Origin of the sequence: Streptomyces albus subsp. albus (assembly GCF_000725885.1) — a bacterium.
GTDB classification, from domain to species: Bacteria; Actinomycetota; Actinomycetes; order Streptomycetales; family Streptomycetaceae; genus Streptomyces; species Streptomyces albus.
The window spans coordinates 231,008-256,617 of the sequence record NZ_JODR01000006.1 but is presented as its reverse complement, the minus strand read 5'-3'; the positions used below and the strand labels follow the sequence as shown (position 1 = coordinate 256,617).

The following is a 25,610-nucleotide window of genomic DNA, read 5'->3' as shown; positions in this document are numbered from 1 at the left end:
GTCTCCTCGCGACCTGGCACCCACCCTGGGAACCGGCTCCCCACCCCCGCAAACATGTGACCTACGACCCCGCATAGTCCGATATGCCCGATACGGGAAACCGCCCCACCCCCACCCCCGATCCCGGCATACCGGACATACGAAGCGGGGCCGTATGTGACCCGTCCCCTATGGGCGCCCTCACATCCCGCACCCCGCGCCCTGACCCACAGGACACCGGCCCCACACCCCCTGCCACCAGTCTTCAGCCCTCAACGGGCGGTGCGGTGGCCGGGGGTCAGGGGCGGCGGGCGAAGGTGTGGAGCATCTTGTCGGTGATGTGGGACGGCAGGGCGCGGTCCAGGGCGGCGGCCGATTCCCGGGGCGGGGTCTGCCTGTGTTCCCAGCCGAGCGCGGTGAGCTGCGCGGACAGCGGACGCTTCGTCTCTTCGGGGAGCAGCGCGGGGACGTCTATGCCGAAGGCCGTACTGGACTGCCGGAGCAGGGCGTCGTCCCGTATCGCCCTCGGCGTGGCGGTGTGCTCGGCGGCGAGACGGCTGCCAGGGGCCGAGAGCCTGTCGATCTCCTTGAACAGCCGCTCCTCGGCTTCGGGCGTCAGATAGGGCAGCAGTCCCTCCGCCAGCCAGGCGGTTGGCTCCTCGGGGGTGAAGCCGGCGCCCTCCAGGGCGGCGGCCCAGTCCTCGCGCAGATCCGTGGGGACAGGGGTGTGCAGACAGGAGGGACGCGCGTCGTGTTCGCTCAGCACACGCAGTTTGAAGTCGAGTACGCCGGGCTGGTCGAGTTCGAAGCAGCGGGTGCCGGCGGGCCACTCCAGCCGGAAGGCGCGGGTGTCGAGGCCGCTGGCGAGGATGACGATCTGTCGTATTCCGTCACGCGCCGCGTCGGTGAGGAAGTCGTCGAAGATACGGGAGCGTATCCCCACGTAGTCGACGACCAGCGACCACAGCTCATGTGCGTCGTCGCCCTGCCCGTGCGGTTCCCCCGCGCCGACGGGGAGCGGGGCGCTGGTCCCGGCCGCGGCGACGAAAGCCGCGGCGTAGGGGTCCGTGATCAGCGCGTCGTCACGCGCCGATTCCACGGCTCGGCCGGCGGCGACCGCCAGAGCCGTCACGCCCACGCCGGAAGTGATGTCCCACTGCTGGTCCGCGCCCACGAACGGTCCTCTCCAGTCGGTCGGTTCGGTCGGTGCGGGCAGACGCTACAAGGTGGTAACCCTGGGCGACCAGGGGAGACGGCCTGGTCGACACGATTGTTGGCCAAGGGTTTACCGCTGTACCGGCAGTCGTTGCCGCTCAGTCGGCGGTGTGCGCGTCCAACAGCCGGCGCGCGGTGCGCACACTCTCCTCGGCGATGCCGATGCGCACCCCGTCGAAGTCCGCCGCGCGGGTGGCGTCCAGTCCCATCCGGGAGGTGGTGCCGTCCGCCGTGGACGACGGGTCGAGCGGGCTTCCCGGCAGCCCGTCCACCACGAAGACATCCTGGTGGGGCTGGAGATGGGCCGCCATCGCCCACAGCACCTCCTCGTCCCGGGTCACATCCACGTCCTCGTCGACGGCGACCACCGTCTTGAGGTACGGGTCCCAGCCGAGCAGCCCCAGCATCACCTGCCGCGCCTGGCCCGGCCGGGTACGGCGCAGCGCCACGTACGCGTGGAAGTGCGTACCCGAGGTCGGATAGTGCAGCCGCGTCACCTCGGGGAACCGCTCGACGAGTTTCTGCGCCATCTCCGCCTCGCGGGGGATGCGGGCCAGATTGAGGTGGTCGGCGGTGTTGCCGCCCACGATGTCCAGCAGCACCGGGTCGCGGCGGTGCAGCACCGTCTCCACCGTCAGCACGTTGTGGGTGGAGCGGCTGGAGGAGTACCCGGAGAACTCCCCGAACGGCCCCTCCTCCGCCCGCTGTTCCGGGTCGATGGTGCCCTCCAGCACCAGCTCCGCGCTCGCCGGCACCCGGATGCCGTACCGGGGGGTACGCACCACTTCCAGCGGCGCGCCGAACAGGCCGCCGGCGAGGTCCCGTTCGTCCACGTCCGCACCCACCCGTGCCGAGGCGGCGAGCAGGAACAGCGGGTGACCGCCCAGCACCATGGCGACCGGCAGCGGACGGCCGCGTTCGGCCGCCAGCCGCAGCAGCTGCCACAGGTGGCCGCGCGAATGGAGGCTGGTGGCGAGCCGGTCGCGGGAGTCCACCATGGCGCGGTGGTAACTGAGGTTGCCCGCGCGTCCGGGGATGCCGGGAGGGGCCTCGGCTGCGACGACACCGCTGGTGATGTACGGTGCGCGGTCCGTGGCGAAGTGCCGGATGAGCGGCAGCCGGTACAGGTCGATGTCCCCTCCGGTGGCCACGCACTCCGTCACCGGGCCCTGCGCGACCACGCGCGGCGGGCGGCGACGGGCCGCGCCGGCCTGGTAGGCGCGGTGCAGCTCGTGCGGCTCCGCACCCAGCAGCCGGGCGACACGGTGGCGGGAGGCGAAGACGTTGGTGACCAGCCGGGTGCCGCCCAGCCCCCGCACACGTGGACAGTCCAGCAGCGGTGCGCGCCCCCGCGCGGCCAGCTCCATGACGAGCGCGGCCACGTCCTCGCCGCCGATCTCCTCGCCGACGGTCAGCACGTCCTCCGGATGGCGTGCCGGATAGGCGGCGAGGAAGTCCCGCAGATCCTGGGACCGCCGTCCCGCTTCCGGCCCCGGCACCGACGGCGGCTCCGGCCCGGCGTCCCCGCTCCCGTGCCCTGCCTCCGGCCGCTCTCCGGCCCCGGGCGTCACCCTCCGCACCGCGTCCCTCCTCCGCTCGTGCCGTACCGTCCACGCGTCCAGTGGGGCGCCGGTGTGCCCGTGCCCCGACCCTGCGGGGTACGGGCACACCGGGTGATGCCCGCCGGGTCAGACCCCGGCGCGGTCCGCGGCCGGCGAGGCGTAGGTGTCCGTCAGCCGCAGCTCGGCCTCCTTCAGATCGCGCGGCGGGGGAGTGGGATCGAGCCCGAGCAGCCTGGCCATGTTGTTGCCGAGGTAGCCCTCCAGGTCCTCCTCCGACAGGTTCATGCCCTGCGGCGGCGGTCCGCACAGGACTTCCAGCTCACGCGCCCACATGCCCGGTTCGTTCGGTGGCGAGTCGGTGCCGAAGACCAGTTGGTGCTTCTCCATCTGCTGTGCGAACTCCACGATCCGGGACTGCAACAGCCACCCGGACTCCCCGTACACGTTGGGCGAGTCGAGGATCATGTACAGCGCCTCGAAGCAGTAGACGCCGCCCGTCTGCACCCCGAAGTGCGCCAGGATGAAGTTGACGTTCGGGAACTCCCGGATGATCGGGTAGAACTGCGTCGGGATCGAGTACGGTCCGTCCCCGGTGTGGATGAGGACGACGATCCCCAGCTCGTCGCAGACCCGCAGCACCGGGCGGAGCCAGTCGAGGGCACGGTCGGGACGGTAAGCGTGCATGTTGGCATGCAGCTTCATCATCTTGTAGCCGTACTCCTTGACGTGGAACTCCAGCTCCTTCGCGCCGTTCTCCGGCCCGAAGCGCGGGTTGTAGAGGAAGTTCCCGATGAACCGGTCCGGGTGCGCCACCACCAGTTCGGTGATGTACGCCATGTAGTCGCGGATGCCCTCACGGCCGGTGCGCATCCCGTCCTGCCAGACGGTGTTGCCGGGCGGCGGCATGATGCAGCCGTAGTCGATCCGGCGCGGTTTGCCGTTGATCGTGTACGGCCCATCCATCATCTTCAGCGTCCGCTCGCCCGTGAACGGATCGCCGTCGTGCCGCCACGCCTTGTCCGGCTTGTTGGTCGGGTGCATATGGGTGTCGATGATCACGTGTGCTGTCCTTTCCCTCGGTGGCGCCTGTCGTTGCCCGGACCGTGTGGGAACCCGAAGGGCCCGCCTCACCCCCTCCCGGTGATGTCGTCGGGACGCACCGGCACCCTCGCCAGTGCCAGCCCCGTCGCGTCCCGCAGCGCGTTGGCGACGGCCGGAGTGGCGGAGAGCGTGGGCGGCTCGCCCACCCCGTTGAGGCCGTACGGCGCGTCGGGATGCGGCAGCTCCAGCAGCTCGACGGGGACCGGCGGCATGTCGGCGATCGTCGGGATCAGATAGTCGGTGAAGGAGGCGTTGCGCACCGTCCCGCCCTCGACCCGCAGCTCCTCCATGACGGCCAGGCCCAGCCCCTGCGCCGTGCCGCCCTCGATCTGCCCGAGGACGGCCGTCGGGTTGAGGGCCTTGCCCACGTCCTGGGCGCAGGCCAGCTCCACCACCTTCACCAGCCCCAGCCCGGTGTCCACGTCCACCACCGCCCGGTGTGCGGCGAACGCGAAGGCGATGTGCGCGTCCCCCTGGCCGCGTTCCGGGTCCACGGGCTCGGTGCGCCGGTGCGCGAACGTGAACTCGGCCTCCACGGGCCCCTCTTCCAGCAGCTTCGCCACCGGACCGGAACCCCGGGCGGCCAGCCTGCGCAGCACCGTGCGGCACGCGCCGCGCACCGCGCCGCCGGTCATCCACGTCTGACGGGAGGCGGACGACGAACCCGCGTCGCCCGAGGCGGTGTCCGCCGGCAGCACCACCACCCGCGACACACCCAGCTCCGTGCGGGCGATCTGCTCCTGCACGGTGACGATGCCCTGCCCGCACTCGGCGGCGGCCGACCGCACCTCGGCGACCGGTTCACCACCCGCCAGCGACAGCGTCACCCGCGCCGTCGACCGGTCGTCCACTCCGCCGGAGAAACCGATGGCCTTGACCCCGACCGCGTACCCGACGCCGCGCCGCACCCCCTCGCCGTGCGTGGTGTTGGACAGCCCGCCCGGCAGCCCGGGAGAGGCGGTGCGGCTCCCCGCGGGGGCGGGCGGCGGCAGGGGCCGGTCCCGCAGCCGCCGCAGCAGCCGCGCGACCGGGGCCGGGCCGTCCACGGACTGTCCGGTGGGCAGCACCGTGCCCGTCGTCATCGCGTTCCGCAGCCGCAGTTCGACCGGGTCCACGCCCAGCCGCCGCGCGAGCCGGTCCATGTTGGACTCGACGCCGTAGCAGGCCTGCACCGCGCCGAAGCCGCGCATCGCCCCGCACGGCGGATTGTTGGTGTAGACGGCGTATCCGTCGATCTCCGCGTGCGGCACCCGGTAGGCCCCGGCCGCGAAGTAGGCGGCGTTGGCCACCACCACCTGCGAGGTGGAGGTGTAGGCCCCGCCGTCCAGCAGCAGCCGTGCCGTCAGGTACACCAGCCGCCCGTCCCGGGTCGCGCCGTGCTCGAAACGCATCCGGGCCGGGTGCCGGTGGACGTGGCCCAGGAACGACTCGCGGCGCCCGTAACTCATCCGAACCGGGCGGCCGGTGCGCAGGGCCAGCATCGCGGCGTGGATCTGGCACGAGACATCCTCCCGCCCGCCGAAGGCGCCGCCCACCCCGGCCAGCCGGACCCGCACCTTCTCCAGGGGCAGCCCGAGGCAGGCCGCCATCTGGCGCTGGTCGTCGTGGATCCACTGGGAGGAGACGTACGCCTCCACGCCGCCGTCCTCCGACGGGACCGCCAGCACCGACTCCGGGCCCAGGAACGCCTGGTCCTGCATACCCGTCTCGTACTCGCCGGCGACCACGACGTCCGCGCGGGCCCGCGCCGAGGCCAGGTCACCGTGCCGGATGCGTACGTGCCGCACCAGATTGCCGGCCGCCGTCCCGGTCGCCCCGGCGGGTGCGGCCGGTCCGCCCGCCGGGTGCCGCTCGTGCACCAGCGGGCCCTCGCCGCGCAACGCGGCCTCCGGGTCGGTGAGCGCGGGCAGCTCCAGATACTCCACGTCGATCAGACGCAGCGCCCGGCGTGCCGTGTCGGGATGGTCGGCGGCCACCAGCGCCACCGGCTCGCCCTCGTACCGCACACGGTCACCCGCCAGCACCGGCTGGTCGGCGACCTTCATCCCGTACGTCCTGCTGCCCGGCACGTCCTGGTGGGTCAGCACCGCGAACACCCCCGACAGCGCGCGGGCCCGCGCCGTGTCCACGCGCAGCACACGCGCCGACGGATACGGACTGCGCAGGGTGGCACCCCACACCGCGTCGTCCCGGTGCAGGTCCGAGGCGTAGGCGAACGCGCCCGTCACCTTCAGCCTGCCGTCCGGACGCGGGGCCGAGGTGCTGACGCCGCCCCCCGCCTCGCCGAGGCGGTCGGGAAGCTCCTCGGTACGGGCTGGGCCGCTCACTCTGGTGCCGCTCACGGTGCTGCCTCCCTCTCGCCGGGTACGGAACACCACCGGGCGCGCCATGTGCGGATGCCGCGCGCCGGTGACCGGGGACCGCCATGGAGCGCGGCTGCCGGGATCGTCGGTGCTCTGGTGGTCCTGGTGGTGCTTCTGGTGCGGTCGGTGTTGCTGGTGCAGCCGGTGGTGTTGGGGCGGGCGGTGTGGTGTGGCCGGGGGGGTCGTTCGGTCGTTCTTGGTGGTGCGGTGGGTGCTGGGGTGCGCTGAGTGCTGGTGGTGCGGCCGATCACGGTGGTGCGGTCGGTACTTCCGGTGTGGCCGGTGGTATTGGGGCGGGCGGTGTGGCCGGGGCAGCCGCTCATGGTGGTGCGGCCGGCAGTGGTGCGTGGCCCGGCGGTGCCGGCACCGGTGGGGCGGCAAGGGGGCGCCCGGGCCGGCCCGGTCACCCCGCGTCGCCCGTGCGCCGTTCCGCGTGGTGCGACGGCATCCGCGCACCGGATGAGCCCTCGCCGGGCAGCATCTGCGCGAGGCGGATCCGCAGCCGGCGGATGTGCTCGCGTGCCGCCTCCTCCGCGGCCTGGGGGTCGCCGGAGGTCATCGCCTCGAAGATGCGCCGGTGCTCGGCCACCGCGAGCCGCTGCGCCTCCGGGCTGCGCCACAGCGAGTGCAGGGCAAGATGCGCCTTGCCCTGGATGGTGTCGAGGGCGGCGGTGAGGTGATCGTTGCCGGCCACCTCGCGGATGAGCCGGTGGTAGTCCATGTCCATCTGGGTGTGCCGTTCCTCGTCGTCCCCGCAGGTCACCACCTGCTCGTGCTCCTCCAGCAGGGTGCGCAGTTCGGCGACCTTCGCCGCGTCGAGCCGTTCGGTGGCCAGCCGGGCCGCGAGCCCTTCCATCACCTCGCGCAGCAGGTACAACTGGCGTACGTCCGCCACGTCCACGCGGGCCACCACCGCGCCCCGGTGGGGTTCGTGGGTGGCGAGTCCGTCGTGGATGAGGCGCTGGACGGCCTCGCGGACGGGGCTGCGGCTGATGCCCATCCGGGCCGCCAGCGCGGGGACGGAGAGCGCGTCGCCGGGGCGCAGCCGGTTGGCCAGAACGGCGCTCTTCAGCTCCCGGTACGCCTGGTCGGCCAGCAGGCTGCCCCCGGCCAGTCTGCTGACCGCTGACTCGATCGGCATTGTCGGACGGTTCCCCCCTGTGCGGGCCCGTCGTGTGCGGGCCGTGGACATGTGGCAGGTGCCGGGCCCACGCCGTGCCGGCGCGGTGCGGCTGCGGGACGGGGCGTGCCCTGGTGGGCGTCGCCGGGCGGGTGGGTGTCAGGCCGGGGGCCGGGCGGGTGGCGGGACCCCTGCCGCGGTCGCCGGGCCGCCTGCCGGTGCGGCCGTCTCGTCGGCCACTCCGGGAACAGGTGAGGCACCTTCCTCCCCGGTGTCCGCCCCGGGGTCGGCGTTCGGGCCGGTCGGGCCGGCGACTTCATGTTGCATGCGATGTGCGGCACCGTCAACGGGCGGCGCAGGGACGCGCGTTGGCGTCTCCTGCTGCCAGGGCAGCCGCAGATGGTGAAAGAGCAGGTTGAGCAGGACGGCCGTGATCGAGCCGAGGATGATGCCGCTCTCGAAAATTACATGCAGATGCGCACCCGGCAGCCGTTCGGCGAACTGCGGATAGACGGTCGGCAGGAAGCCCACCCCGAGGCTGACCGCCACCACGAGCGTGCTGTGCCGGTCGCCCAGGTCCGCCTGGGCCAGGATCTGCACACCGACCACCGCGATCGTCCCGAACAGCACGATGGTCGCCCCGCCGAGCACGGACGTGGGCATGGCGGCGATGACCGCGCCGACCCGCGGCATCAGCCCGAGCGCGACCATCAGCACCCCGGAAGCCACCACGACCCACCGGCTGCGCACCCGGGTCAGCTGGATGAGCCCCACGTTCTGGGAGAACACGGTGCTGGGGAAGGAGTTGAGCAGCCCGGCGAAGACGGTGCCCAGACCGTCCGCACGCAGAGCCCGCACCACGTCGCGTTCACCGACGTCGCGGCCGACGATGCGCCCCACCGCGAAGAACTGGCCGATGGACTCCACCGCGATCACCACCATCACCAGGGAGAGCGACAGCACGGCGGCGGTGTCCCAGCGCGGCGCCCCGAAGTGCAGGGGTTCCGTCATCCCGAACCACTGCGACCGGCCGGTGCCCGAGAAGTCGGCGTGTCCGGTGGTCACCGCCAGCACCGTCCCCGCCGCCAGCCCCACCAGGACGGCGACCGTGGCGGCGAAGCCCCGTGAGAAACGGGACACCAGCACCACGACCAGCAGCGTCGCTCCGGCCAGCCCCAGATGTTCCGGGCTGCCGAAGGAACGTGCCTGCGGGTCGCCGCCGCCCACCTGTCTGGCGGCCACCGCCAGCAGCGTCACCCCGACGACGGTGACGATGGTGCCGGTCACCAACGGCGGGAAGAACCGCACCAGTTTGCTGAACACCGGGGCGACGAGGAACAGCGCGAGTCCGGCCGCGATGACCGCTCCGAACACCGTCGGCAGCCCCGCGTGGGCGCCGCCGGCCGCCAGGCCCGCCGAGATCAGGGTCGGTACGGCGCTGGTGGCCGGGCCCTGGACGACGGGCAGCCGGATGCCCACGCCGGGCAGCCCCGCCGACTGGAGAACGGTGGCGAGCCCGCACGCCAGCAGCGAGGCGTTGACCACCATCGCCTGGTCGGGGCCGCTCAGTCCCAGTCCCTGGGCGACCAGCAGCGGCATCACCATGGCGCCCGCGTAGAAGGCGAGTACGTGCTGGGTGCCGTAGACGGCCAGCCGCCAGACGGGCGGTACGGCGTCCACAGCGGCGCGGCGGGGGCCGCCGGCCGCCTTGCCGGGTGCGGGGCCGGCGGTGGTGCCGGCGGTGGTGGCTGCGGTGATGTCGAAGTTCCCGCTTTCTTCGGCCGCTTCGTGGTTGCGGCGCCGGAACCGGTCCCTGACGCTGCGGACGGTGACCATGCCCTCGCTCCCTCCTCCGCCGCCGGGTGCGGCGGGTTCCTCGGCCGCGGCCGGGCGGCGGATGCCGGGGCCGCGGGTCGGGCAGGCCGGTGGACGGACCGGCGGTGCATGCCGCGTGTTGCATGCAATACAGGGGAACGTAGAGCCGGGTGCCGCGCTGTCAAGGCGTCGGGGCACGATCCACCGGGACCGTGCATTCACCGGGTCCGCCCCTGGACCGACGAATTCACGTGCGTACCAGCCCAGTTGTGGCCACGGAGCACCGCAACACCCTCGACACCGCTCGGTCGCGGCACATTACATGTTGCGGGCGCACCGCTTCAGGAAGGGTGTGCGACCATCCGCCGGTGACCTCCCGTACAGCGGGTCAACCGTTCGGCGAGCCGGACCCGCTCGTCCTTCCGTCACTCGGGCGGAAGGGGAGGGAGACGCCATGCCGACCGCCCCCGCCCCACCCGGTGACTGCGACATCCTGCTCACCGGCGGCACAGTCGTCACCGTCGATGAAGGGCACACCGTCCACGACCCGGGGGCGGTGGCCGTCACCGGTGACCGCATCACCGCCGTCGGCCGCGCCGACGAGCTGTCCCACTGGCGCGCACGCACCGTCCTCGACTGCCGGGGACGCGCCGTGCTGCCGGGCTTCGTGGACGGCCACACGCACCTCTACCAGGCCCTGGTGCGGGGCCTCGGCGAAGGCATGTCGATCGTGCCCTGGCTGTGCACCTTCATGTGGCCGTACTCGATCGCCGTGACCGGCCCCGACGCCGTCGCCGGCGTCCGCCTCGCCGCGGCCGAGGCACTGCGCGGCGGGATCACCACGGTCGTCGACCACCACTACGCGCCCACCGACCTGGAGACGACGCTCGCCGTCGCCCGTACCGTCGAGGAAGCGGGGCTGCGGGGGGCGGTGGCCCGCGGCATCGTCGGGGAGCGCACCGCCGTCGCCGCCCGCCGCGGCCAGCCGGACGCCCTCTTCCGGTACTCCGCGGCCGACGAACTCGCCCTCACCCGTGACGCGGTGAGCGCCCACCCACCCGGGTCGCGCGTCGAGGTGTGGCCCGCACCGCTCAACCTCACCTATGTCGGCCAGGAGCTGGTGCGCTCCTCCGTGCGGCTCGCCCGCGAACTGGGCACCCGTTGGCACACCCACTGCTGTGAGAGCAGCGCCGATCCGCGCGGCTATCTGGAGGCGTACGGGGTGCGGCCCGTCCAGTGGCTCGCCCGTGAGGGACTGCTGGACGCGCGGGCCACGCTCGCCCACGCCGTGTGGCTGGACGAGGAGGAGGCCGGCCGGGTCGCCGATTCGGGCGCCGCCGTCGCTCACAACCCCGTCTCCAACGCCTATCTGGCCTCCGGCACCCTTCCGCTGCCCCGGCTGCGCGCGGCGGGCGCCCGGCTGTCGCTGGGCACCGACGGGCCGAGCTGCGGGCACCGGCAGGACATGTTCGAGTGCATGAAACAGGCCGTGCTCGCCCAGCGGCTGCGCACCCTCGACCCCGAAGTGCTCGCCGCCCGGGAGGTGCTGGCGCTGGCCACCCGCGAGGGCGCCCGCTACGCCGGCGTCGATGCCGGGGTCCTGGCGCCGGGGCGGCTCGCCGATCTGGCGGTGGTCGATCTCGGTGCCCCGCACCTGCGGCCGGTGCACGACGTGATCAGCACCCTCGTGTACGCGGCACGCGCCTGCGATGTCGTCACCACCATGGTCGGCGGCGAGATCGTCCACCAGGACGGGCACTGCCTGCGCATCGACGCGGAGGAGGCCGCCCGGGAGGCGGAGGAGCGCGCCGCAGGGCTGCTGCGCCGCGCAGGGATCGCCGTCCTCGCCCGTTCCCCCGTCCGAACCGCCGCCCACCCAGCCCGCCCAGTCCCCTCCGCCCGGTCCGCCGACCCGAGTTCGGGAGAGAGCCGATGACACACAGCGACACCGCGCACGGAAAGATCCCGGTGACCGTCCTGACCGGCTTCCTGGGAGCCGGCAAGACGACGCTCGTCAATCACATCCTCACCGCGCAGCACGGCAGGCGCATCGCCGTCATCGAGAACGAGTTCGGCGACATCCCCGTGGACAACGCCCTCGTGATCTCCTCCGACGAGGAGATCTTCGAGATGGCCAACGGCTGCTGTCTGTGCTGCACGGCGCGCAGCGACCTCATCGACATCCTGCGCCGGCTGCGCACCCGCGACCGGCTCGACCGGGTCCTGATCGAGACCAGTGGCATGGCCGACCCCAACCCCATCGCCCAGACGTTCTTCGTGGACGACGAGGTCGCCGCCCACTACGCGCTCGACGCCGTCGTCACCCTGGTCGACGCCCGGCACGCCGGCGTGCACCTGGACGCCTACGAGGCGGGACTCGGCCACGCGGGGCCGGCGCACCAGGTGGTCGACCAGATCGCCTTCGCCGACCGCATCGTCGTCAACAAGACCGACCTCGTCACCCCGGAGGAGACCGAGGCGCTCACCGGACGGCTGCGCCGCATCAACGCCACGGCGGGCATCAGCACGTCCCGGCACGCGGCCGTCGATCTCGACACCGTCCTCGGCGTCGCCGCCTTCGACCTGGCCCGCGCCTCGACGGCCGACCGGCGGTGGCTGGAGGAGGACAGCGGGCACTGGCACGATCCGGACATCACCTCGGTCAGCGTCGAACTCGCCGGGGACCTGGACCGGACGGCGCTGGAGGAATGGCTGGCCCGGCTGGGCGCCGCCCGCGGCCCCGACCTGTACCGCATCAAGGGCATCCTCGCGCTGGCCGGCGAGGACAGGCGCTGCGTCCTGCAAGGACTGCACCGGCTCCACGAACTGAGCGAGGGTGCGCCCTGGCAGAGGGGCGAGCCGCGCCGCAGCCGGCTCGTCCTCATCGGCCGCGGTCTCGACCGCGCGGAGCTGGAAGCGGGCCTGCGCGCATGCACGACCCCGGCCACCGGAGCGGTGGCCGGCCGCCCTGCCGCGTCAGGCGCTCCCTACGGCGCTTGACGTCCCGGGCGGGCCCGCGAGCCGGTGCCCTCCTGCGGGCCTCCCGGTCCGCAGGACGGCACCGTGCTCAGCCGGGGTCCTCCTCCGGGGCGTCGGGCCGCCGGGGGATGTCCGGGTAGGGCGGCGGCACCGGGTCGGGGGCGGGTCCCGGTGCCGGGCCCGGCGTGGGTGGCTGCGGTCGCGGCGGCACCGGGTCGGGTTCCGGACGCGGTGGCTGCGGCGGCACCGGATCGGGCTCGGGGCCGGGCGCCGGTCCCGGCGCGGGACCGGGCTCCGGGCCGGGCGGACCCGGGCCGGGGCCGGGGTTGGGCGGTGTGGGTTCCCGGTAGGCCGGTCGGCGTTGCGGGTGCTGCTTGTCGGACATGGTCTCTCAGCCGTCTTGCGGGCGGTGTCGGACGGGTCGGCAGGACACGTGTCCGCCGGCCGTGCCGGCCTGCGGTACCACCCCGCGTGACCGTTCGTCTCCGTCCCGCGAAGCGGCGGCGTCGCGCCACGGCGGACCGTGCCCGGCCCCCTGCGCGGGAGATCACCGCCCCCGCCGGGGGCCCTCGAAGGAACGTCTGTGCATCACTCCTCGGGTAACCGGCGGGCTGGAGGCGAAACCACGGGGCCGCAGACCCCGGGGGACGGAATGCCGGGGGCCGGGGCATCGGCGGGCCCGGGACGGGTACCTCCGCGGGACGAAGCGGCCCGCACCGGCACGCCGGGCGGGCGTCACGCGGCGCAAGCCGTCCGCGCGGGGGACAGGAGGCCGCGATGGAGTACGTGCAGGAGCGCCCCTACCGTTTCCGGGTCGACCAGCGCGACGGGATGCGGGCGCCCGGCGTGGTGTTCGCCTCGCCGGGACTGCTGCGGGACGCGGAGAAGTCGCTGGAGCAGGTCGTCAACGTGGCGAGCCTGCCGGGCATCGTCGGGGCCTCCTACGCCATGCCGGACATCCACTGGGGTTACGGCTTCCCGATCGGCGGGGTGGCGGCCACCGATGTCGCCGAGGGCGGTGTGATCTCCCCGGGCGGCGTCGGCTTCGACATCTCCTGCGGGGTGCGGCTGCTGACCGCGGACGACGGCGCCCGGTCCCTGGCCCCCGTGCTGCCCGCGGTCATGGACGGACTCGGTGCGGCGATCCCGCGCGGGGCGGGTCCCGGCGGGGTGTGGAAACTGGGCCGGGCCGAACTGGAGGCGCTTCTCGACGGCGGTTCCCGGTACGCGGTCGGCCGTGGACACGGCGTGGAACGCGACCTGTCACGCTGCGAGGACGGCGGAGCGGTCGCCGACGCGGACGTGGAGCAGGTGAGCGAGCGGGCCCGCGAACGGGGGCTGGCGCAGGTCGGCAGCCTCGGCTCCGCCAACCACTTCCTGGAGGTGCAGCAGGTCGCCGAGGTGTACGACGAGGACGTGGCAGCCGCGTTCGGGCTGGCCCGGGACCAGGTGTGCGTGATGATCCACTGCGGTTCGCGGGGACTCGGCCACCAGATCTGCACCGATCACGTGCGGGCCATGGACGCGGCCATGGCCCGGTACGGCATCCAGGTGCCCGACCGGCTGCTGGCCTGCACCCCGGCCGACTCGCCGGAGGGCCGTGCCTATCTGGGCGCCATGGCGGCGGCGGCCAACTACGGCCGCGCCAACCGGCAGTTGCTGGCCGAGGCGGCGCGTCGCGTCTTCCGGCGCGAGACGGGCGGCGGGCTCACCCTCGTCTACGACGTCTCCCACAACCTGGCCAAGATCGAGGAGCACGCCGTCGACGGCGGCGGTCCGCGCCGGCTGTGCGTGCACCGCAAGGGCGCCACCCGCGCCTTCCCGCCCGGCCACCCGGAGCTGCCCGAGGACCTGCGCGACGTGGGCCAGCCGGTGCTCATCCCGGGCACGATGGGCACGGCGTCCTACGTCCTGGCAGGGGTCGCCCGAGGCGACGCGTTCCACTCCACCTGCCACGGCGCCGGCCGCTCGTTGAGCCGGCACCAGGCCGCCCGCACGATCGGCGGCAAGGAGCTGAGGGCCCGGCTGGAGGCGGAAGGTATCGCGGTCCGGCCGCTGTCGCCCCGCAGTCTGGCGGAGGAGACCCCCGAGGCGTACAAGGACGTGGACGAGGTGGTGGAGGCCAGCGAGGGCGCCGGGCTGTGCCGCAAGGTCGCCCGTCTCGTCCCCCTCGGCGTGGTCAAGGGCTGACCCGGGGCCGTCCCGCTCCGGCAGGCCTGGACAGACCCTCGGCACGGTGCCGGCATGGTGGTGCCGGCGCCGTGGGGGCTCACACGTCCACGGTCACCGCGCACGACCAGCCGTGGGCGTCCGGCGCCAGCCGCAGTTCGTTCCAGGAGACGGCCTTGGGCGGCGCCCCGGTGACCGGTACCGCGTCCAGACCGGCGACCGACAGCCGCACGTCCAGCGCGCCGCCGCTGCTCACCGTCTCGACGTCCACGGGCACTTCGCCGTGCACCTCCAGCCGGAAGACGACCTCCTCCAGCAGCGCGGCCAGCACCTCCGCGTCGCCGTGCTCGGTCACGCGGACCGCACGCGTCGCCTCCGCCGTGGCGCGGGAGGGATCGGCGAAGCACTCCACCAGCCCGCGCACCGCCTCGGCCAGGCACTGTTCGCGGCTGGGCCCCCACGCCTCGATGCGTACGTCGGCGGTGTGCGGAACGGTGCGGTGCCCGCCCTCGCCCCGCCGCCGCGCCGCGCGTTCGTCGCCCGTCTCGCCGGCCATCCGTACCGCCTGCCTTCGCCGCCCGCGCTCCCGGGCACGGGGTGGTCACAGGGTGGCTCCCCCTTCTCCAGGCTGGGCCCGGGGCGCGGCGCCCGCATCCCGGGGGCCGGTGCGCCGCACACGTGTAGGTGCGCGCGCCGCTGGTTACGCGAGGGGCGCGAATCCCGTGTGAGCCGATCAGGAGGAAGATCATGGCCCAGCACATCAGCGAGATCATGACGGCCGACCCGATCACGGTCGAGCCGCGGACCACGCTCTCGGAGGTCGCGCGTCTGATGCGGGACGAGGACTTCGGCGAGGTGCTGATCAGCGACCAGGACCAGCTGCGCGGAGTGGTCACCGACCGGGATCTGGTGGTCCGCGCCATGGCGGACGCGCGCGACGTGAACTCCACCTACGCCCAGGACGTGTGCAGCAGTGACGTGGTCACCTGCGCCCCGGACGCGGAGATAGACGAGGCGGTGCGGCTGATGCGCGAGAACGCCGTCCGACGGCTGCCCGTCGTGGACGGCGACGAACTCGTCGGTACGGTCACCATCGGCGATCTGGCGCTGGAGCGGGACCCGCACTCCGCCCTCGCCGACGTGAGCTCCGCCGAGCCCAACCGCTGAGCGGCGTGCGTCCGCGGCCGGTGGCCGCGGCACCGGCCCGGACCCCTCACGGGGGCCGGGCCGGACCCCTCACGGGTGGCGGGCGATCAGGAGCGTGCCGCAGGACAGGGCGAGGGACATCAGCAGTACGAGGACCGCCTGGGCCAGCACCCGGCGGCGGAGTTGCAGATAGCGGGCGGTGTACTCCTCGCGCAGTTCCGCGCACCGGTCGACGACGCCTTGCAGGACGCGGCGGGTGAGCGCCATCCGGTCGTCGGTGTAGACGCGGATGACCTCCTCCCGCTGACCGGTGGTGAGCCAGGGCAGCCGTGCCGCGAACGCCTCCGCCTCGGCGCGGGCCCGCCCGCGTTCGGCCTGGCACAGGAGATAGCCCTCGATCCGGTTGATGCCTTCCGCCGCTTCCCGGGCCGGCCGCCTGCCCGTGGGGGAGCCGCCCATCGGGTCAGGCCCCGCCCTTGTCACGGCCGAACGGCGGGGCGGCACCCGCTCCGGGCTCGACGGCGTCGCGGCGGCCGAGCCACTGGGCCTGGTCGAGTTCGGAGACCTCCGGGTGGTGGTGGTCGAAGGCCGGTGACTCGGAGCGGATGCGCGGCAGCGTGCAGAAGTTGTGCCGGGGCGGCGGGCAGGAGGTGGCCCATTCCAGGGAACGGCCGTAGCCCCAGGGGTCGTCGGTGGTGACGGCTTCCCCGTGCTTGGCGGTCCGCCACACGTTGTAGAGGAATGGCAGGGTGGAGGCACCGAGGAGGAAGGCGCCGATGCTGGAGACGGTGTTGAGGGCGGTGAAGCCGTCGGCGGCCAGATAGTCGGCGTAGCGGCGCGGCATCCCTTCGGCGCCCAGCCAGTGCTGGACCAGGAAGGTGAGGTGGAAGCCGATGAACAGGATCCAGAAGTGGATCTTCCCCAGGCGTTCGTCCAGCATCCGGCCGGTGAACTTCGGCCACCAGAAGTAGAACCCGGCGAACATGGCGAAGACGACGGTGCCGAAGACGACGTAGTGGAAGTGCGCGACGACGAAGTACGAATCCGAGACGTGGAAGTCCATCGGCGGTGAGGCCAGCAGCACTCCGGTCAGCCCGCCGAACAGGAAGGTGACCAGGAAGCCGGTGGCCCACAGCATCGGTGTCTCGAAGGAGAGCGAGCCCTTCCACATGGTGCCGATCCAGTTGAAGAACTTCACCCCTGTGGGTACGGCGATCAGGAACGACAGGAAGGAGAAGAACGGCAGCAGCACGGCCCCGGTGACGAACATGTGGTGCGCCCATACGGTCACCGACAGTCCGGCGATGGCGATGGTGGCCCCGATCAGACCGATGTAGCCGAACATCGGCTTGCGGGCGAAGACGGGGATGATCTCGGAGACGACGCCGAAGAACGGCAGCGCGATGATGTAGACCTCGGGGTGCCCGAAGAACCAGAACAGGTGCTGCCACAGCAGGGGCCCGCCGTTGGCCGCGTCGTAGACGTGCGCCCCGAACTTGCGGTCGGCCTCCAGTGCGAAGAGGGCGGCGGCCAGCACGGGGAAGGCCATCAGCACCAGGACGCTGGTGAGCAGCACGTTCCAGGTGAAGATCGGCATGCGGAACATCGTCATGCCGGGGGCGCGCATACAGATGATGGTGGTCGCGAAGTTGACGGCACCCAGGATGGTGCCGAAGCCGGACAGCGCCAGCCCCATCACCCACAGGTCGCCGCCGACACCGGGGGAGCGGACGGCGTCCGAGAGCGGTGTGTAGGCGAACCACCCGAAGTCGGCGGCGCCGTTCGGGGTCAGGAATCCGCCGATGGCCAGCAGCCCGCCGAACAGGTAGAGCCAGTAGGAGAGCATGTTCAGCCGCGGGAAGGCGACATCGGGGGAGCCGATCTGCAACGGCATGATGGCGTTGGCGAACCCCGCGAACAGGGGGGTGGCGAAGAACAGCATCATCACGGTGCCGTGCATCGTGAAGAACTGGTTGAACTGCTCGTTGGAGAGCAGTTGCATGCCGGGGCGGGCGAGTTCGATACGCATGAACAACGCCAACAGCCCGCCCGCCAGGAAGAAGACGAACGAGCTGATCATGTACAGCGAACCGATCTTCTTGTGGTCCGTCGTGGTCAGCCATGTGACCACGACGTTCCCCGGCCGCCGGGGCGGACGCGGTGCCGTTGGCGTGCGCGCCTCCGTCTGTACTGCCACCTTCGGGCCCTCTTCCTCGTGTCCTCGTGCGCGTCGATCCCGTGTCCGGGGCGCGGCCGGCCGTTGCGCGGCCGTCCGGTACGCCCCGGGGGGGCGGTGCCGGACATGTCCGGCACCGCAGGCGGCCACTACAGCGTGCCCGGGTGCCCGGGCCCGGCATTCATCCATAGGTGGGCGCGCGCGGCGCGGAGTCGACGGCCCGGTGCCGGGGCGACGGCTCAGGGCACCGGCCGGGGCGCCGGAGTCACCCGGATGAGGGTGTTGACGGCGTGGTCCAGCGCGTCCGAGGCCGGGGTGTCGGTCAGGTTCGACAGCAGCCGCACCATGAAGCGCATCGCGCCGGGGGACCTGACGGCGTTCTGGGTGACGAGGGAGGTGAAGGCCGGGCGTGCCATCAGGGCGGAGAAGCCGCGGCCGAGCCGGTAGTAGCGGCCCAGCCGGTGCGCCATCTGTGCCGGGTACTGTTCCAGGGCCCGTTCGCGGGAGGGTCCGGCGGGGCGGGCCAGCGCCTGTGCCACCACTTCGGCCGCCAGCTCGGCCGACTCCATGGCGTAGGCGATGCCCTCGCCGTTGCAGGGGTTGACCATGCCGCCGGCGTCCCCGATCAGCAGCAGTCCGTCCCGGTAGTGGGGGACGCGGTTGAAGCCCATGGGCAGGGCCGCGCCGCGCAGTGGCCCGTCGGCGTTGTCCGCCTCGCCCAGGCCCCATTCGCCGGGGGTGCGGGCCAGCCAGGTGTCGAGCAGTCTGCGGGTCTCCATCGTCCCGGTGCGGGAGTCGTTGAGGACGCCGAGTCCGACGTTGACCCGCCCGTCGCCCAGCGGGAAGATCCAGCTGTAGCCGGGGAGGATGCGGCCGTCCTCCCGGCGCAGGTCCAGCCAGGTCTCCAGATACGGGTCGCGGTGCTTGGCGGGGCTGCGGTAGTAGCGGCGTACGGCGGTGCCGACGGGCCGCTTCTTCAGCCGTTCGATACCGACGGCCACCGCCAGCCGTCCGGCGACCCCGTCGGCGGCCAGCACCAGCTCGGCGCCCAGCTCGCGCGGGGTGCCGTCGGGACCGGTCACCGAGACGCCGGTGACCCGCCCGGCCCGGTCCCGCAGCGGCCCGGTGGCCTTCGTCCTGGTGAGCAGGCGGGCCCCGGCCGCTTCGGCGTGCCGGGCGAGGAGCTCGTCGAAGTCCTCGCGCCTCCGGGTGAGGCCGTAGCCGGGGAACCGGCCGCTCTCGGGCCAGTCGAGTTCGAGGGTCTGCCCCCGGGAGACGAACCGCAGCCCGCGGTTGCGCATCCAGCCCGGGCCGGAGGTGTCGATGCCCATCCGGACCAGGTGCCGTACCGCGCGGGGGGTCAGACCGTCGCCGCAGACCTTCTCCCGGGGGAAGGCGGACTTCTCCACCAAGGTCACCTCAAGGCCCTGCCGTGCCAGGTGGCAGGCGGCCGTGGCTCCGCCGGGCCCCGCGCCCACGACGACGATCCGGGCGCCGTCCGCCGCCGGGCTCATCCGACGGCCGCCTTCTGCGGGGTGCGGTCGGGCGTGCCGGAGGCGGGGCGTACGGCGCGGTGCAGGGCGACGATGCCTCCGGTCAGGTTCCGCCAGGAGACGCGGCTCCAGCCGTTGGCGGCGATGACGGCGGCGAGCCCCGGCTGGTCGTGCCAGGCACGGATGGTGTCGGCCAGATAGGTGTAGGCGTCCGGGTTGCTCGACACCCGGCGGGCGATCCGGGGCAGCCCGCCCATCAGATACCGCAGGTAGAGGGTGCGGAACGGGGGGTTCAGCGGATGGCTGAACTCGCAGACGACGAGCCGTCCGCCGGGCCGCACCACTCTGGCCATCTCGCGCAGTGCGGCCGGCGCGTCCACCACGTTGCGCAGCCCGAACATGATGGTCACCGCGTCGAACTCGCCGTCCTGGAAGGGCAGGTCGAGGGCGTCGGCGACCCGCAGACCGACGGGCCGCCCCGCACCGCGGGCGACCATGCCGGGCGACCGGTCGACGCCGATAACGGTGGCGCCGGAGCGGGCGAGCTCCTCGGTGGAGACGCCGGTGCCGCAGGCCACGTCCAGGCAGCGTTCCCCGGGCAGCAGCGCGAGCGCCTCGCGGGTGCGGGCCCGCCACATCCGGTCCCGGCCCGCGGACAGCAGGGTGTTGGTCAGGTCGTAGCGCCGCGCGGCCTGGTCGAACATCGCGGACACGTCGTCGGGTCGTCTGGCGAGCGTCGCCCTCGGCATGGGTGCTCCTGGGGGAGGGGTGGCGGGGGAAGTGCGGCTCACAGGTTGCCGCGGAGTTCCTGTTCGCGTTCGACGGCCTCGAAGAGGGCCATGAAGTTGCCCTTGCCGAAGCCCTGGCTGCCGTGGCGTTCGATCAGCTCGACGAAGAACGTCGGCCGGTCGACCAGCGGGCGGGTGAAGATCTGGAGCAGATAGCCGTCCTCGTCCCGGTCCACCAGGATGCCGCGGGAGCGCAGCTCGTCGATGTCCACCCGGACGGAGCCGATCCGTGCGCGCAGGACGGGATCGTCGTAGTAGGTGTGCGGGGTGGGCAGGAAGTCGATGCCGGCGGCGCGCAGCGCGTCGGTGGCGGCGAGGATGTCCTCGGTCTCCAGCGCGATGTGCTGGGTGCCGGGGCCCCGGTGGTAGGCGAGGTACTCGTCGATCTGGGAGCGGCGCTCGCCGGGTGCCGGTTCGTTCAGCGGCAGCTTGACCTTGTGGGAGCCGTCGGTGACCACCTTGCTCATCAGCGCGGAGTACCGGGTGGCGATGTCGTCGCCGATGAATTCGGCCATGGTGCCGAAGCCCATGGTGCGGCGGTAGAAGTCGACCCATTCGTCCAGCAGGCCGAGCTCGACGCAGCCCACCACGTGGTCGATCCGCTCGAAGAGGCGGGGTCCCGCGGGCCGGGGGGAGGCGGGGGCGGGCGCCTCGAAGCCGGGCAGGAAGGGGCCCCGGTAGGAGCCGCGCTCCACGAGGGTGTGGCGCAGCTCCCCGTAGGTGGCGATGGCGGCGGTGCGTACCGTTCCGTGCCGGTCCCGCTCCTCGCGCGGTTCCGCAAGGACGGTGGCGCCCGCGCGTTCGGCGTACGCCAGGCCCTCGTCCAGGTTGCGGACCCGCAGGGCGATGTCGCTGACGCCGTCCCCGTGGGTGGCCGCCCACCGGGTCGCGGGGCTGTCCGGTTCGCCGCCGCCGGTGATCACGAAGCGCACGCTGCCTGAGGTCAGGACGTACTCGGCGTGGCCGTCCGGGTTGTTCTCGGGTCTGCGGCACGCCGTCGGTTCCATGCCGAAGGCGGTGATGTAGAAGTGCGCGGCCTGGCGGGCGTTGCCGACGCAGAGCCGGATGTGGTCGATGCCGTCGATGTCCCAGGGCCGTGCGCCGTCGGCCGGCCGGGCGGTGGCGGGACGGGCGGTGGTGCCGGTGTCGGGGGCGGCGTCGAGTGCGGTGGGTTTCATGACGGCTTCCCAGCGTCGATGGCGGTCTGGTCTCACTATATGAAGCCATGTGCGGCTATAGTGAGTATTGTCCGTCTTGCGGGTTTCCGCTGGTTCGGCGTCGCGTGCGACCCGGTGGTACGCGAACACACCTTCGACAAACTCCATGAGCATCGAACGGTTAGAGGGAAACCCATGACCATTCCCGCGATGACCTCCCCGACGAACGCGGCGGCTCCCGGCGGCGGTGGACAGCCGCCGGAGCTGGACATGGACCGGCTGTCCCTCCTCCTGTTCGGACACGCGGCGTTCCAGCACCTCAACGCCGCCTGCGAACTCGGCCTGCTCGATCTGCTCATGGACCGCGGACCGCTCACCGTCCAGGAGATCCGCGAGGAACTCGGCCTCGCCGAACGCGCCGCCGACATCCTGCTGCTGGGCTGCACAGCGCTCGGACTCACCCGCAAGGAGGAGGGCCGCTACCGGGCGGCCGGACTGCTCACCTCACTGGCCCAGGACGGCACCTGGGACAAGGTGAAGGACACCGTGGCCTTCGAACAGCACATCGTCTACCCCGGCCAGGCCGACTTCGCCGCCTCCCTCCGCGAGAACACCAACGTCGGACTCCGCCGCATCCCGGGCGACCACCCCGACCTCTACCACCGGTTCAGCCGGCACCCGCACCTGGAGAAGGTGTTCTACCGGTACATGCGGTCCTGGTCCGAGCTGGCCAACGAACACCTCGTGGACTCCCTCGACCTGACGGGCACCACCCGGCTGCTCGACTGCGGCGGCGGGGACGCCGTCAACACCATCGCTCTGGCCCGACGCCACCCCGGGCTGCGGGCCACCGTCCTGGAGATCCCCTCCTCGGCCCCGCTGACGGAGAAGCGGATCGCCGAGGCCGGGCTGGACGACCGCGTCACCGTCCAGCCGTGCGACATGTTCGCCGACCCCTTCCCCACCGGGAACGACTGCGTCCTGTTCGCCCACCAGCTCGTCATCTGGACACCCGAGGAGAACACCACGCTGCTCCGCAAGGCCCACGACGCGCTCGACGCCGGCGGCCGGGTCGTCATCTTCAACTCCATGTCCGACGACGAAGGGGACGGCCCCCTGGTGGCCGCCCTGGACAGCGTCTACTTCGCGTCCCTGCCCGCCGAGGGCGGCATGATCTACCCCTGGCGGCTGCACGAGGAGTGCCTGCGCGAGGCCGGGTTCACCGGCATCGAACGCATCGAGGTACCGGGCTGGACCCCCCACGGCATCCTCGTCGCCACCAAGCAGGACACATGAACGATGCGGGACGGCGGGGTGGTGCGGCCCCGCCGGTGCACGCCTCCCCGGCCCCCGGCTCGTTCGCGGCCCTCGTCAAGCTGGCCCGGGTGAAGTTCCTCTTCCAGAGCATGATGGTGACCGGATTCGGCGTGACCCTCGCCGTCCACGCCACCGGGACCTTCTCCCTGCCCTGGTACCTGCTGACGCTGGCCTTCGCCTGGTCCACGCACCTGATGACCCACTTCTGCAACGAGTACTTCGACCTGGAGGCCGACCGGGCCAACCCGCGGCCCACCACCTGGACCGGCGGCAGCCGCGTCCTCGTCGACGGACTGCTGAGCCCCGCGACCAGCATCGGCGCGGCCTTCGTCCTGCTGTTCACCTCGCTGGGGCTCATCGCCCTCATGCCGACCCCCGCCACCCGGCTGCTGGCCGCGGCGCTCACCGCGCTCGCCTGGTTCTACACCGCGCCGCCGCTGCGCCTGAACTACCACGCCCTGGGCGAGCTCAGCTGCGCGGCCGTCCTCTACGGGATGGGCCCGCTGCTGGCCGCCGCCTTGCAGTCCGGGCCGCCGAGCCCGGCCCTGCTGTGGTGCACCGGATTCGTCGCGGCCCTCCAGGTGCTGCGCTGCCTCGTGATGAACCTCGCCGACATCGAGGGCGACGCCCTCGTCGGCAAGGCCACCCTCGCCGGCACGCTCGGCCCGCGCCGGCTGATGCGGCTGTACGCGGCCGGACAGCTCGCCCTCTACACCGGTGTGGCCGCACTGGCCACCGCGGGGCTCCTGCCGCCCCTGGTGGCCGGGGCCCAGCTGCTGGTCGCGCCCGTCGCCGCGCACGTGGTGCGCAGCCTCCTGACCGGCGCCATGGACGACGCCCGCCGCTCGGACGACGTCACCTTCTGGGCGTCCATGCAACTGCCGCTCACCACCTGTCTGACGATGCTCGCGCTGCTGGCCGACCTGGCGCTGCGCGGACGCCCCGCGCCCGCCTTGTGGACAGCGCTCGCCGCCGGCACCACCGCGCTGTTCGCCCTGTGGCTGTACCGGGCCGTCACCGCCGGCCGCCGCACGGCACGGCGGACCCGCGCCGGGCAGCGGCCGGCGGCCCCGGAGACCACCGCCGGCGGGACGGCCACGGCCGAGGCGGGCCTCGCGCCCACGGAGCGTGAGGCGCGATGACCGGGGCGGCGGGCCCGGCGGCGAAGGCTCACGAGATCGCCGTATCGGTCTGCCGACGCGCCTACGCCCGGATCGAACCCGCCCTCCGCGCCGCCGTGGACCGGCTGCCCCGCCACCTCGCCCTCATGAGCGGCTACCACCTGGGCTGGTGGGGCCCCGGGGGAGACCCCGCCGAACGGGCCCGCACCGGCAAGGCCGTACGCCCCGCGCTCACCTTCCTCGCCGCCGAAGCCCTCGGCGCACCGCCCCGGCACGCCGTACCGGGTGCCGTGGCCGTCGAACTGGTCCACAACTTCGCCCTGGTCCACGACGACATCATGGACGGCGACACCACGCGCCGGGGCCGTCCCACGGTCTGGCAGCAGTACGGCACCGGCGCCGCCCTGCTCACCGGCGACGGCCTCTACGTCCTGGCCGCCGACACCCTGGCCGCCCCGCACACCCCCCGCTCCACCTGGGCCGTCACCCTGCTGACCCGCGCCATGCTCGCCACCTTGCACGGACAGGCGTCCGACCACGCCTTCACCCGTGCTCCCTGGAGCGGACCCGGCGCGGTGACCCTCGCCGACTACCGCCGCGCGGCAGCCGCCAAGACCGGCGCCCTCCTCGCCGGGGCCACCGCCCTCGGCGCGCTGCTGGCCGGCGGCGGCCCGCGGCAGGTGGCCCGCCTGGCACTGTTCGGGCGCCGCATCGGCGTCGCCTTCCAGTGCGCCGACGATGTGATCGGCCTGTGGGGACGGCAGTCCGCGACGGGCAAACCCGTCGGCTCCGACCTGAGCGAGGGCCGCAGGACCCTGCCCGTCATCGCCGCCCTCGCCTCCGGCACCCCGGCCGGCGACCGCCTCGCCGCACTGCTGCACCGCCACCGGGGACGGCTCGGCGAGGCGGAGTTGCCCACCGCGCTGGAACTGACCGAGGCGGCCGGCGGGCGGGCCGCGGCCGAAGCAGAGGCACGCCGTCAGCAGGAAGCCGCGCTGGCGGCCGTCGCCGGACTGCCGATGCCCGAGCACACCCGCACCGAACTGCACGCCATGGCCCACTACCTGACGGCACGGGAACAATGAGGGCCGGCCACCGGGCCCGCCTCGCGGAACGGGCCAGCGAACCCGCCGTCCCCCGCTCCACGCGGCTGCGCGACCTGTGGCGCGGCACCGGGGCCGACCTGCCCGGCGGTGACCCGCTGCCTTCCCACCGGGCCCCCATGGAGGGCTACCTGTGGCGGTTCACCGACCCCGGGCGCGGCAGGGTGCTCCTCGTCGCCTGCGGCGTCAACCACCCGCCCGGACCACCGTGGGCCACGGTCGTGGTCGCCGCGCACCCCTCGGGGCTGATCCGCTCCGCCAGCGTGGACGGCGCCTGGGACGACACCGCCGCCTACCGCATCAGCGCGCTGCCCGCCCTGGCACTGGACGGCAAGCGGCTGCGGGTCCGCATCGGTGACGACGTGGACATCCGCTGCGCCCTGCGTCCCGAGCACACCTGGCCGCCGCGCCGCCTCCTGCCGGGCACCAGCGTCTTCTCCGCCGTCCCCGGCCTCAACCACTACTGGCACCCGCACCTCTTCGGCGCCCGCGTGGAGGGCGTCGCCCGACTGGCGGACGAGGTGTGGGACCTGTCCGGCAGCCAGGTCTACGCCGAGAAGTCGTGGGGCCGCGGCTTCCCGCCCGCCTGGTGGTGGGGCCAGGCCCACGGCTTCGACCGCGAGGACCTGTGCGTGGCCTTCGCGGGCGGCAGTCTCGGCCGCGGCGGGCTCACCCTGCGGGTCAACGGCCTCGTGGTGCGCGCCGGCGACGAGACGATCGGCCTCTTTCCGCCCGCCGCCCTCGTGCGGGCCACCGTGCGCGACGGCACCTGGCACCTCGCCGGCCGCTCCGCCCGGCACCGGGTGGAGCTGACCGGCACCGCGCCCGGGGGCAGGGCGTACTACCTTCCCGTGCCGCGTCTGGAGCGGCACCGCTTCGGCAGCTCCGTCCAGCACCTGGCCGGCCGGCTGCACGTGACGGTGCGGCAGGACGGGCGGCTGCGGTACGCGGGGGAGTCCGCTCTGGCCAGCCTGGAGACGGGTGGCCTGGCGGCCGGCTGAGAGAG

Annotated in this window: 20 protein-coding genes; 8 read left to right on the top strand and 12 right to left on the bottom strand. The window is 73.2% G+C overall.

Annotation, left to right across the window (positions count from 1 at the left end; genetic code table 11):
• Window positions 1-277: 277 nt before the first annotated feature.
• The 6 genes from IO40_RS0108310 to IO40_RS33320 form a co-directional block, all read right to left on the bottom strand.
• Window positions 278-1,153, bottom strand: coding sequence for an SAM-dependent methyltransferase (locus IO40_RS0108310; protein WP_031175172.1), 876 nt, complete (start codon window positions 1,151-1,153; stop codon window positions 278-280).
• A 139-nt stretch (window positions 1,154-1,292) separates the two neighbouring features.
• Window positions 1,293-2,693 (bottom strand): UbiD family decarboxylase, encoded by a 1,401-nt coding sequence (locus IO40_RS0108305; protein WP_041968464.1) that lies wholly within the window; start codon window positions 2,691-2,693, stop codon window positions 1,293-1,295.
• 189 nt (window positions 2,694-2,882) lie between these two features.
• Complete coding sequence (locus IO40_RS0108300) at window positions 2,883-3,815, bottom strand: amidohydrolase family protein (RefSeq protein WP_016467199.1); 933 nt, start codon at window positions 3,813-3,815, stop codon at window positions 2,883-2,885.
• A gap of 68 nt (window positions 3,816-3,883) precedes the next feature.
• A complete protein-coding gene (locus IO40_RS0108295; RefSeq protein WP_415852958.1) occupies window positions 3,884-6,247 on the bottom strand; it encodes a molybdopterin cofactor-binding domain-containing protein in 2,364 nt (787 codons plus the stop codon).
• 376 nt (window positions 6,248-6,623) lie between these two features.
• Window positions 6,624-7,361 carry a GntR family transcriptional regulator gene (locus tag IO40_RS0108290; RefSeq protein ID WP_051698196.1) on the bottom strand — a complete coding sequence of 246 codons (738 nt, stop codon included), beginning with the start codon at window positions 7,359-7,361 and terminating at the stop codon, window positions 6,624-6,626.
• Window positions 7,362-7,499: 138 nt separating this feature from the next.
• Window positions 7,500-9,176 carry a nucleobase:cation symporter-2 family protein gene (locus tag IO40_RS33320; RefSeq protein WP_031175169.1) on the bottom strand — a complete coding sequence of 559 codons (1,677 nt, stop codon included), beginning with the start codon at window positions 9,174-9,176 and terminating at the stop codon, window positions 7,500-7,502.
• A gap of 433 nt (window positions 9,177-9,609) precedes the next feature.
• On the opposite strand from IO40_RS33320, the gene IO40_RS0108280 reads away from it, so the two are divergent.
• From IO40_RS0108280 to IO40_RS0108270, 3 genes are all read left to right on the top strand, one after another.
• Window positions 9,610-11,091 carry an amidohydrolase family protein gene (locus IO40_RS0108280; RefSeq protein WP_031175168.1) on the top strand — a complete coding sequence of 494 codons (1,482 nt, stop codon included), beginning with the start codon at window positions 9,610-9,612 and terminating at the stop codon, window positions 11,089-11,091.
• Window positions 11,088-12,155 (top strand): CobW family GTP-binding protein, encoded by a 1,068-nt coding sequence (locus tag IO40_RS0108275; RefSeq protein WP_031031146.1) that lies wholly within the window; start codon window positions 11,088-11,090, stop codon window positions 12,153-12,155. The genes IO40_RS0108280 and IO40_RS0108275 overlap by 4 nt, the downstream gene beginning before the upstream one ends.
• A gap of 756 nt (window positions 12,156-12,911) precedes the next feature.
• On the top strand, window positions 12,912-14,324 hold the full coding sequence (locus IO40_RS0108270) for an RtcB family protein (protein ID WP_031175167.1): 1,413 nt from the start codon (window positions 12,912-12,914) through the stop codon (window positions 14,322-14,324).
• Window positions 14,325-14,403: 79 nt separating this feature from the next.
• On the opposite strand, the gene IO40_RS0108265 is transcribed toward IO40_RS0108270, so the two are convergent.
• The gene (locus tag IO40_RS0108265; protein WP_031175166.1) at window positions 14,404-14,859 is read right to left on the bottom strand and encodes an archease; all 456 of its coding nucleotides are present in this window, start codon (window positions 14,857-14,859) and stop codon (window positions 14,404-14,406) included.
• Window positions 14,860-15,050: 191 nt separating this feature from the next.
• On the opposite strand from IO40_RS0108265, the gene IO40_RS0108260 reads away from it, so the two are divergent.
• Entirely contained in the window at window positions 15,051-15,470 is a 420-nt protein-coding gene (locus IO40_RS0108260; RefSeq protein WP_016467190.1) for a CBS domain-containing protein, read from the top strand.
• A gap of 69 nt (window positions 15,471-15,539) precedes the next feature.
• Here the strand turns inward: IO40_RS0108260 and IO40_RS0108255 are convergent, their stop codons facing one another.
• The 5 genes from IO40_RS0108255 to hppD all read right to left on the bottom strand — a co-directional run bounded on the left by IO40_RS0108255 (window position 15,540) and on the right by hppD (window position 21,084).
• On the bottom strand, window positions 15,540-15,908 hold the full coding sequence (locus tag IO40_RS0108255; RefSeq protein WP_030406253.1) for a hypothetical protein: 369 nt from the start codon (window positions 15,906-15,908) through the stop codon (window positions 15,540-15,542).
• A gap of 4 nt (window positions 15,909-15,912) precedes the next feature.
• On the bottom strand, window positions 15,913-17,646 hold the full coding sequence (gene ctaD / locus IO40_RS0108250) for an aa3-type cytochrome oxidase subunit I (RefSeq protein ID WP_016467188.1): 1,734 nt from the start codon (window positions 17,644-17,646) through the stop codon (window positions 15,913-15,915).
• A 218-nt stretch (window positions 17,647-17,864) separates the two neighbouring features.
• Window positions 17,865-19,139: a geranylgeranyl reductase family protein gene (locus IO40_RS0108245; RefSeq protein ID WP_031175165.1), complete on the bottom strand. Its 1,275-nt coding sequence runs from the start codon at window positions 19,137-19,139 to the stop codon at window positions 17,865-17,867.
• On the bottom strand, window positions 19,136-19,867 hold the full coding sequence (locus IO40_RS0108240) for a demethylmenaquinone methyltransferase (protein ID WP_031031159.1): 732 nt from the start codon (window positions 19,865-19,867) through the stop codon (window positions 19,136-19,138). The genes IO40_RS0108245 and IO40_RS0108240 overlap by 4 nt, the downstream gene beginning before the upstream one ends.
• A gap of 38 nt (window positions 19,868-19,905) precedes the next feature.
• Entirely contained in the window at window positions 19,906-21,084 is a 1,179-nt protein-coding gene (gene hppD / locus IO40_RS0108235) for a 4-hydroxyphenylpyruvate dioxygenase (RefSeq protein ID WP_031175164.1), read from the bottom strand.
• A 189-nt stretch (window positions 21,085-21,273) separates the two neighbouring features.
• Between hppD and IO40_RS0108230 the strand changes: the two genes are divergently transcribed.
• The 4 genes from IO40_RS0108230 to IO40_RS0108215 are packed head-to-tail and all read left to right on the top strand — an operon-like array spanning window position 21,274 to window position 25,605.
• On the top strand, window positions 21,274-22,359 hold the full coding sequence (locus tag IO40_RS0108230; RefSeq protein ID WP_041968482.1) for a methyltransferase: 1,086 nt from the start codon (window positions 21,274-21,276) through the stop codon (window positions 22,357-22,359).
• On the top strand, window positions 22,356-23,522 hold the full coding sequence (locus tag IO40_RS34785) for a prenyltransferase (RefSeq protein WP_016467183.1): 1,167 nt from the start codon (window positions 22,356-22,358) through the stop codon (window positions 23,520-23,522). The genes IO40_RS0108230 and IO40_RS34785 overlap by 4 nt, the downstream gene beginning before the upstream one ends.
• Complete coding sequence (locus tag IO40_RS0108220; protein WP_016467182.1) at window positions 23,519-24,586, top strand: polyprenyl synthetase family protein; 1,068 nt, start codon at window positions 23,519-23,521, stop codon at window positions 24,584-24,586. Before IO40_RS34785 ends, IO40_RS0108220 begins: the two co-directional genes overlap by 4 nt.
• Complete coding sequence (locus tag IO40_RS0108215) at window positions 24,583-25,605, top strand: tocopherol cyclase family protein (protein ID WP_031175163.1); 1,023 nt, start codon at window positions 24,583-24,585, stop codon at window positions 25,603-25,605. The genes IO40_RS0108220 and IO40_RS0108215 overlap by 4 nt, the downstream gene beginning before the upstream one ends.
• The last annotated feature ends 5 nt before the right edge of the window (window positions 25,606-25,610 follow it).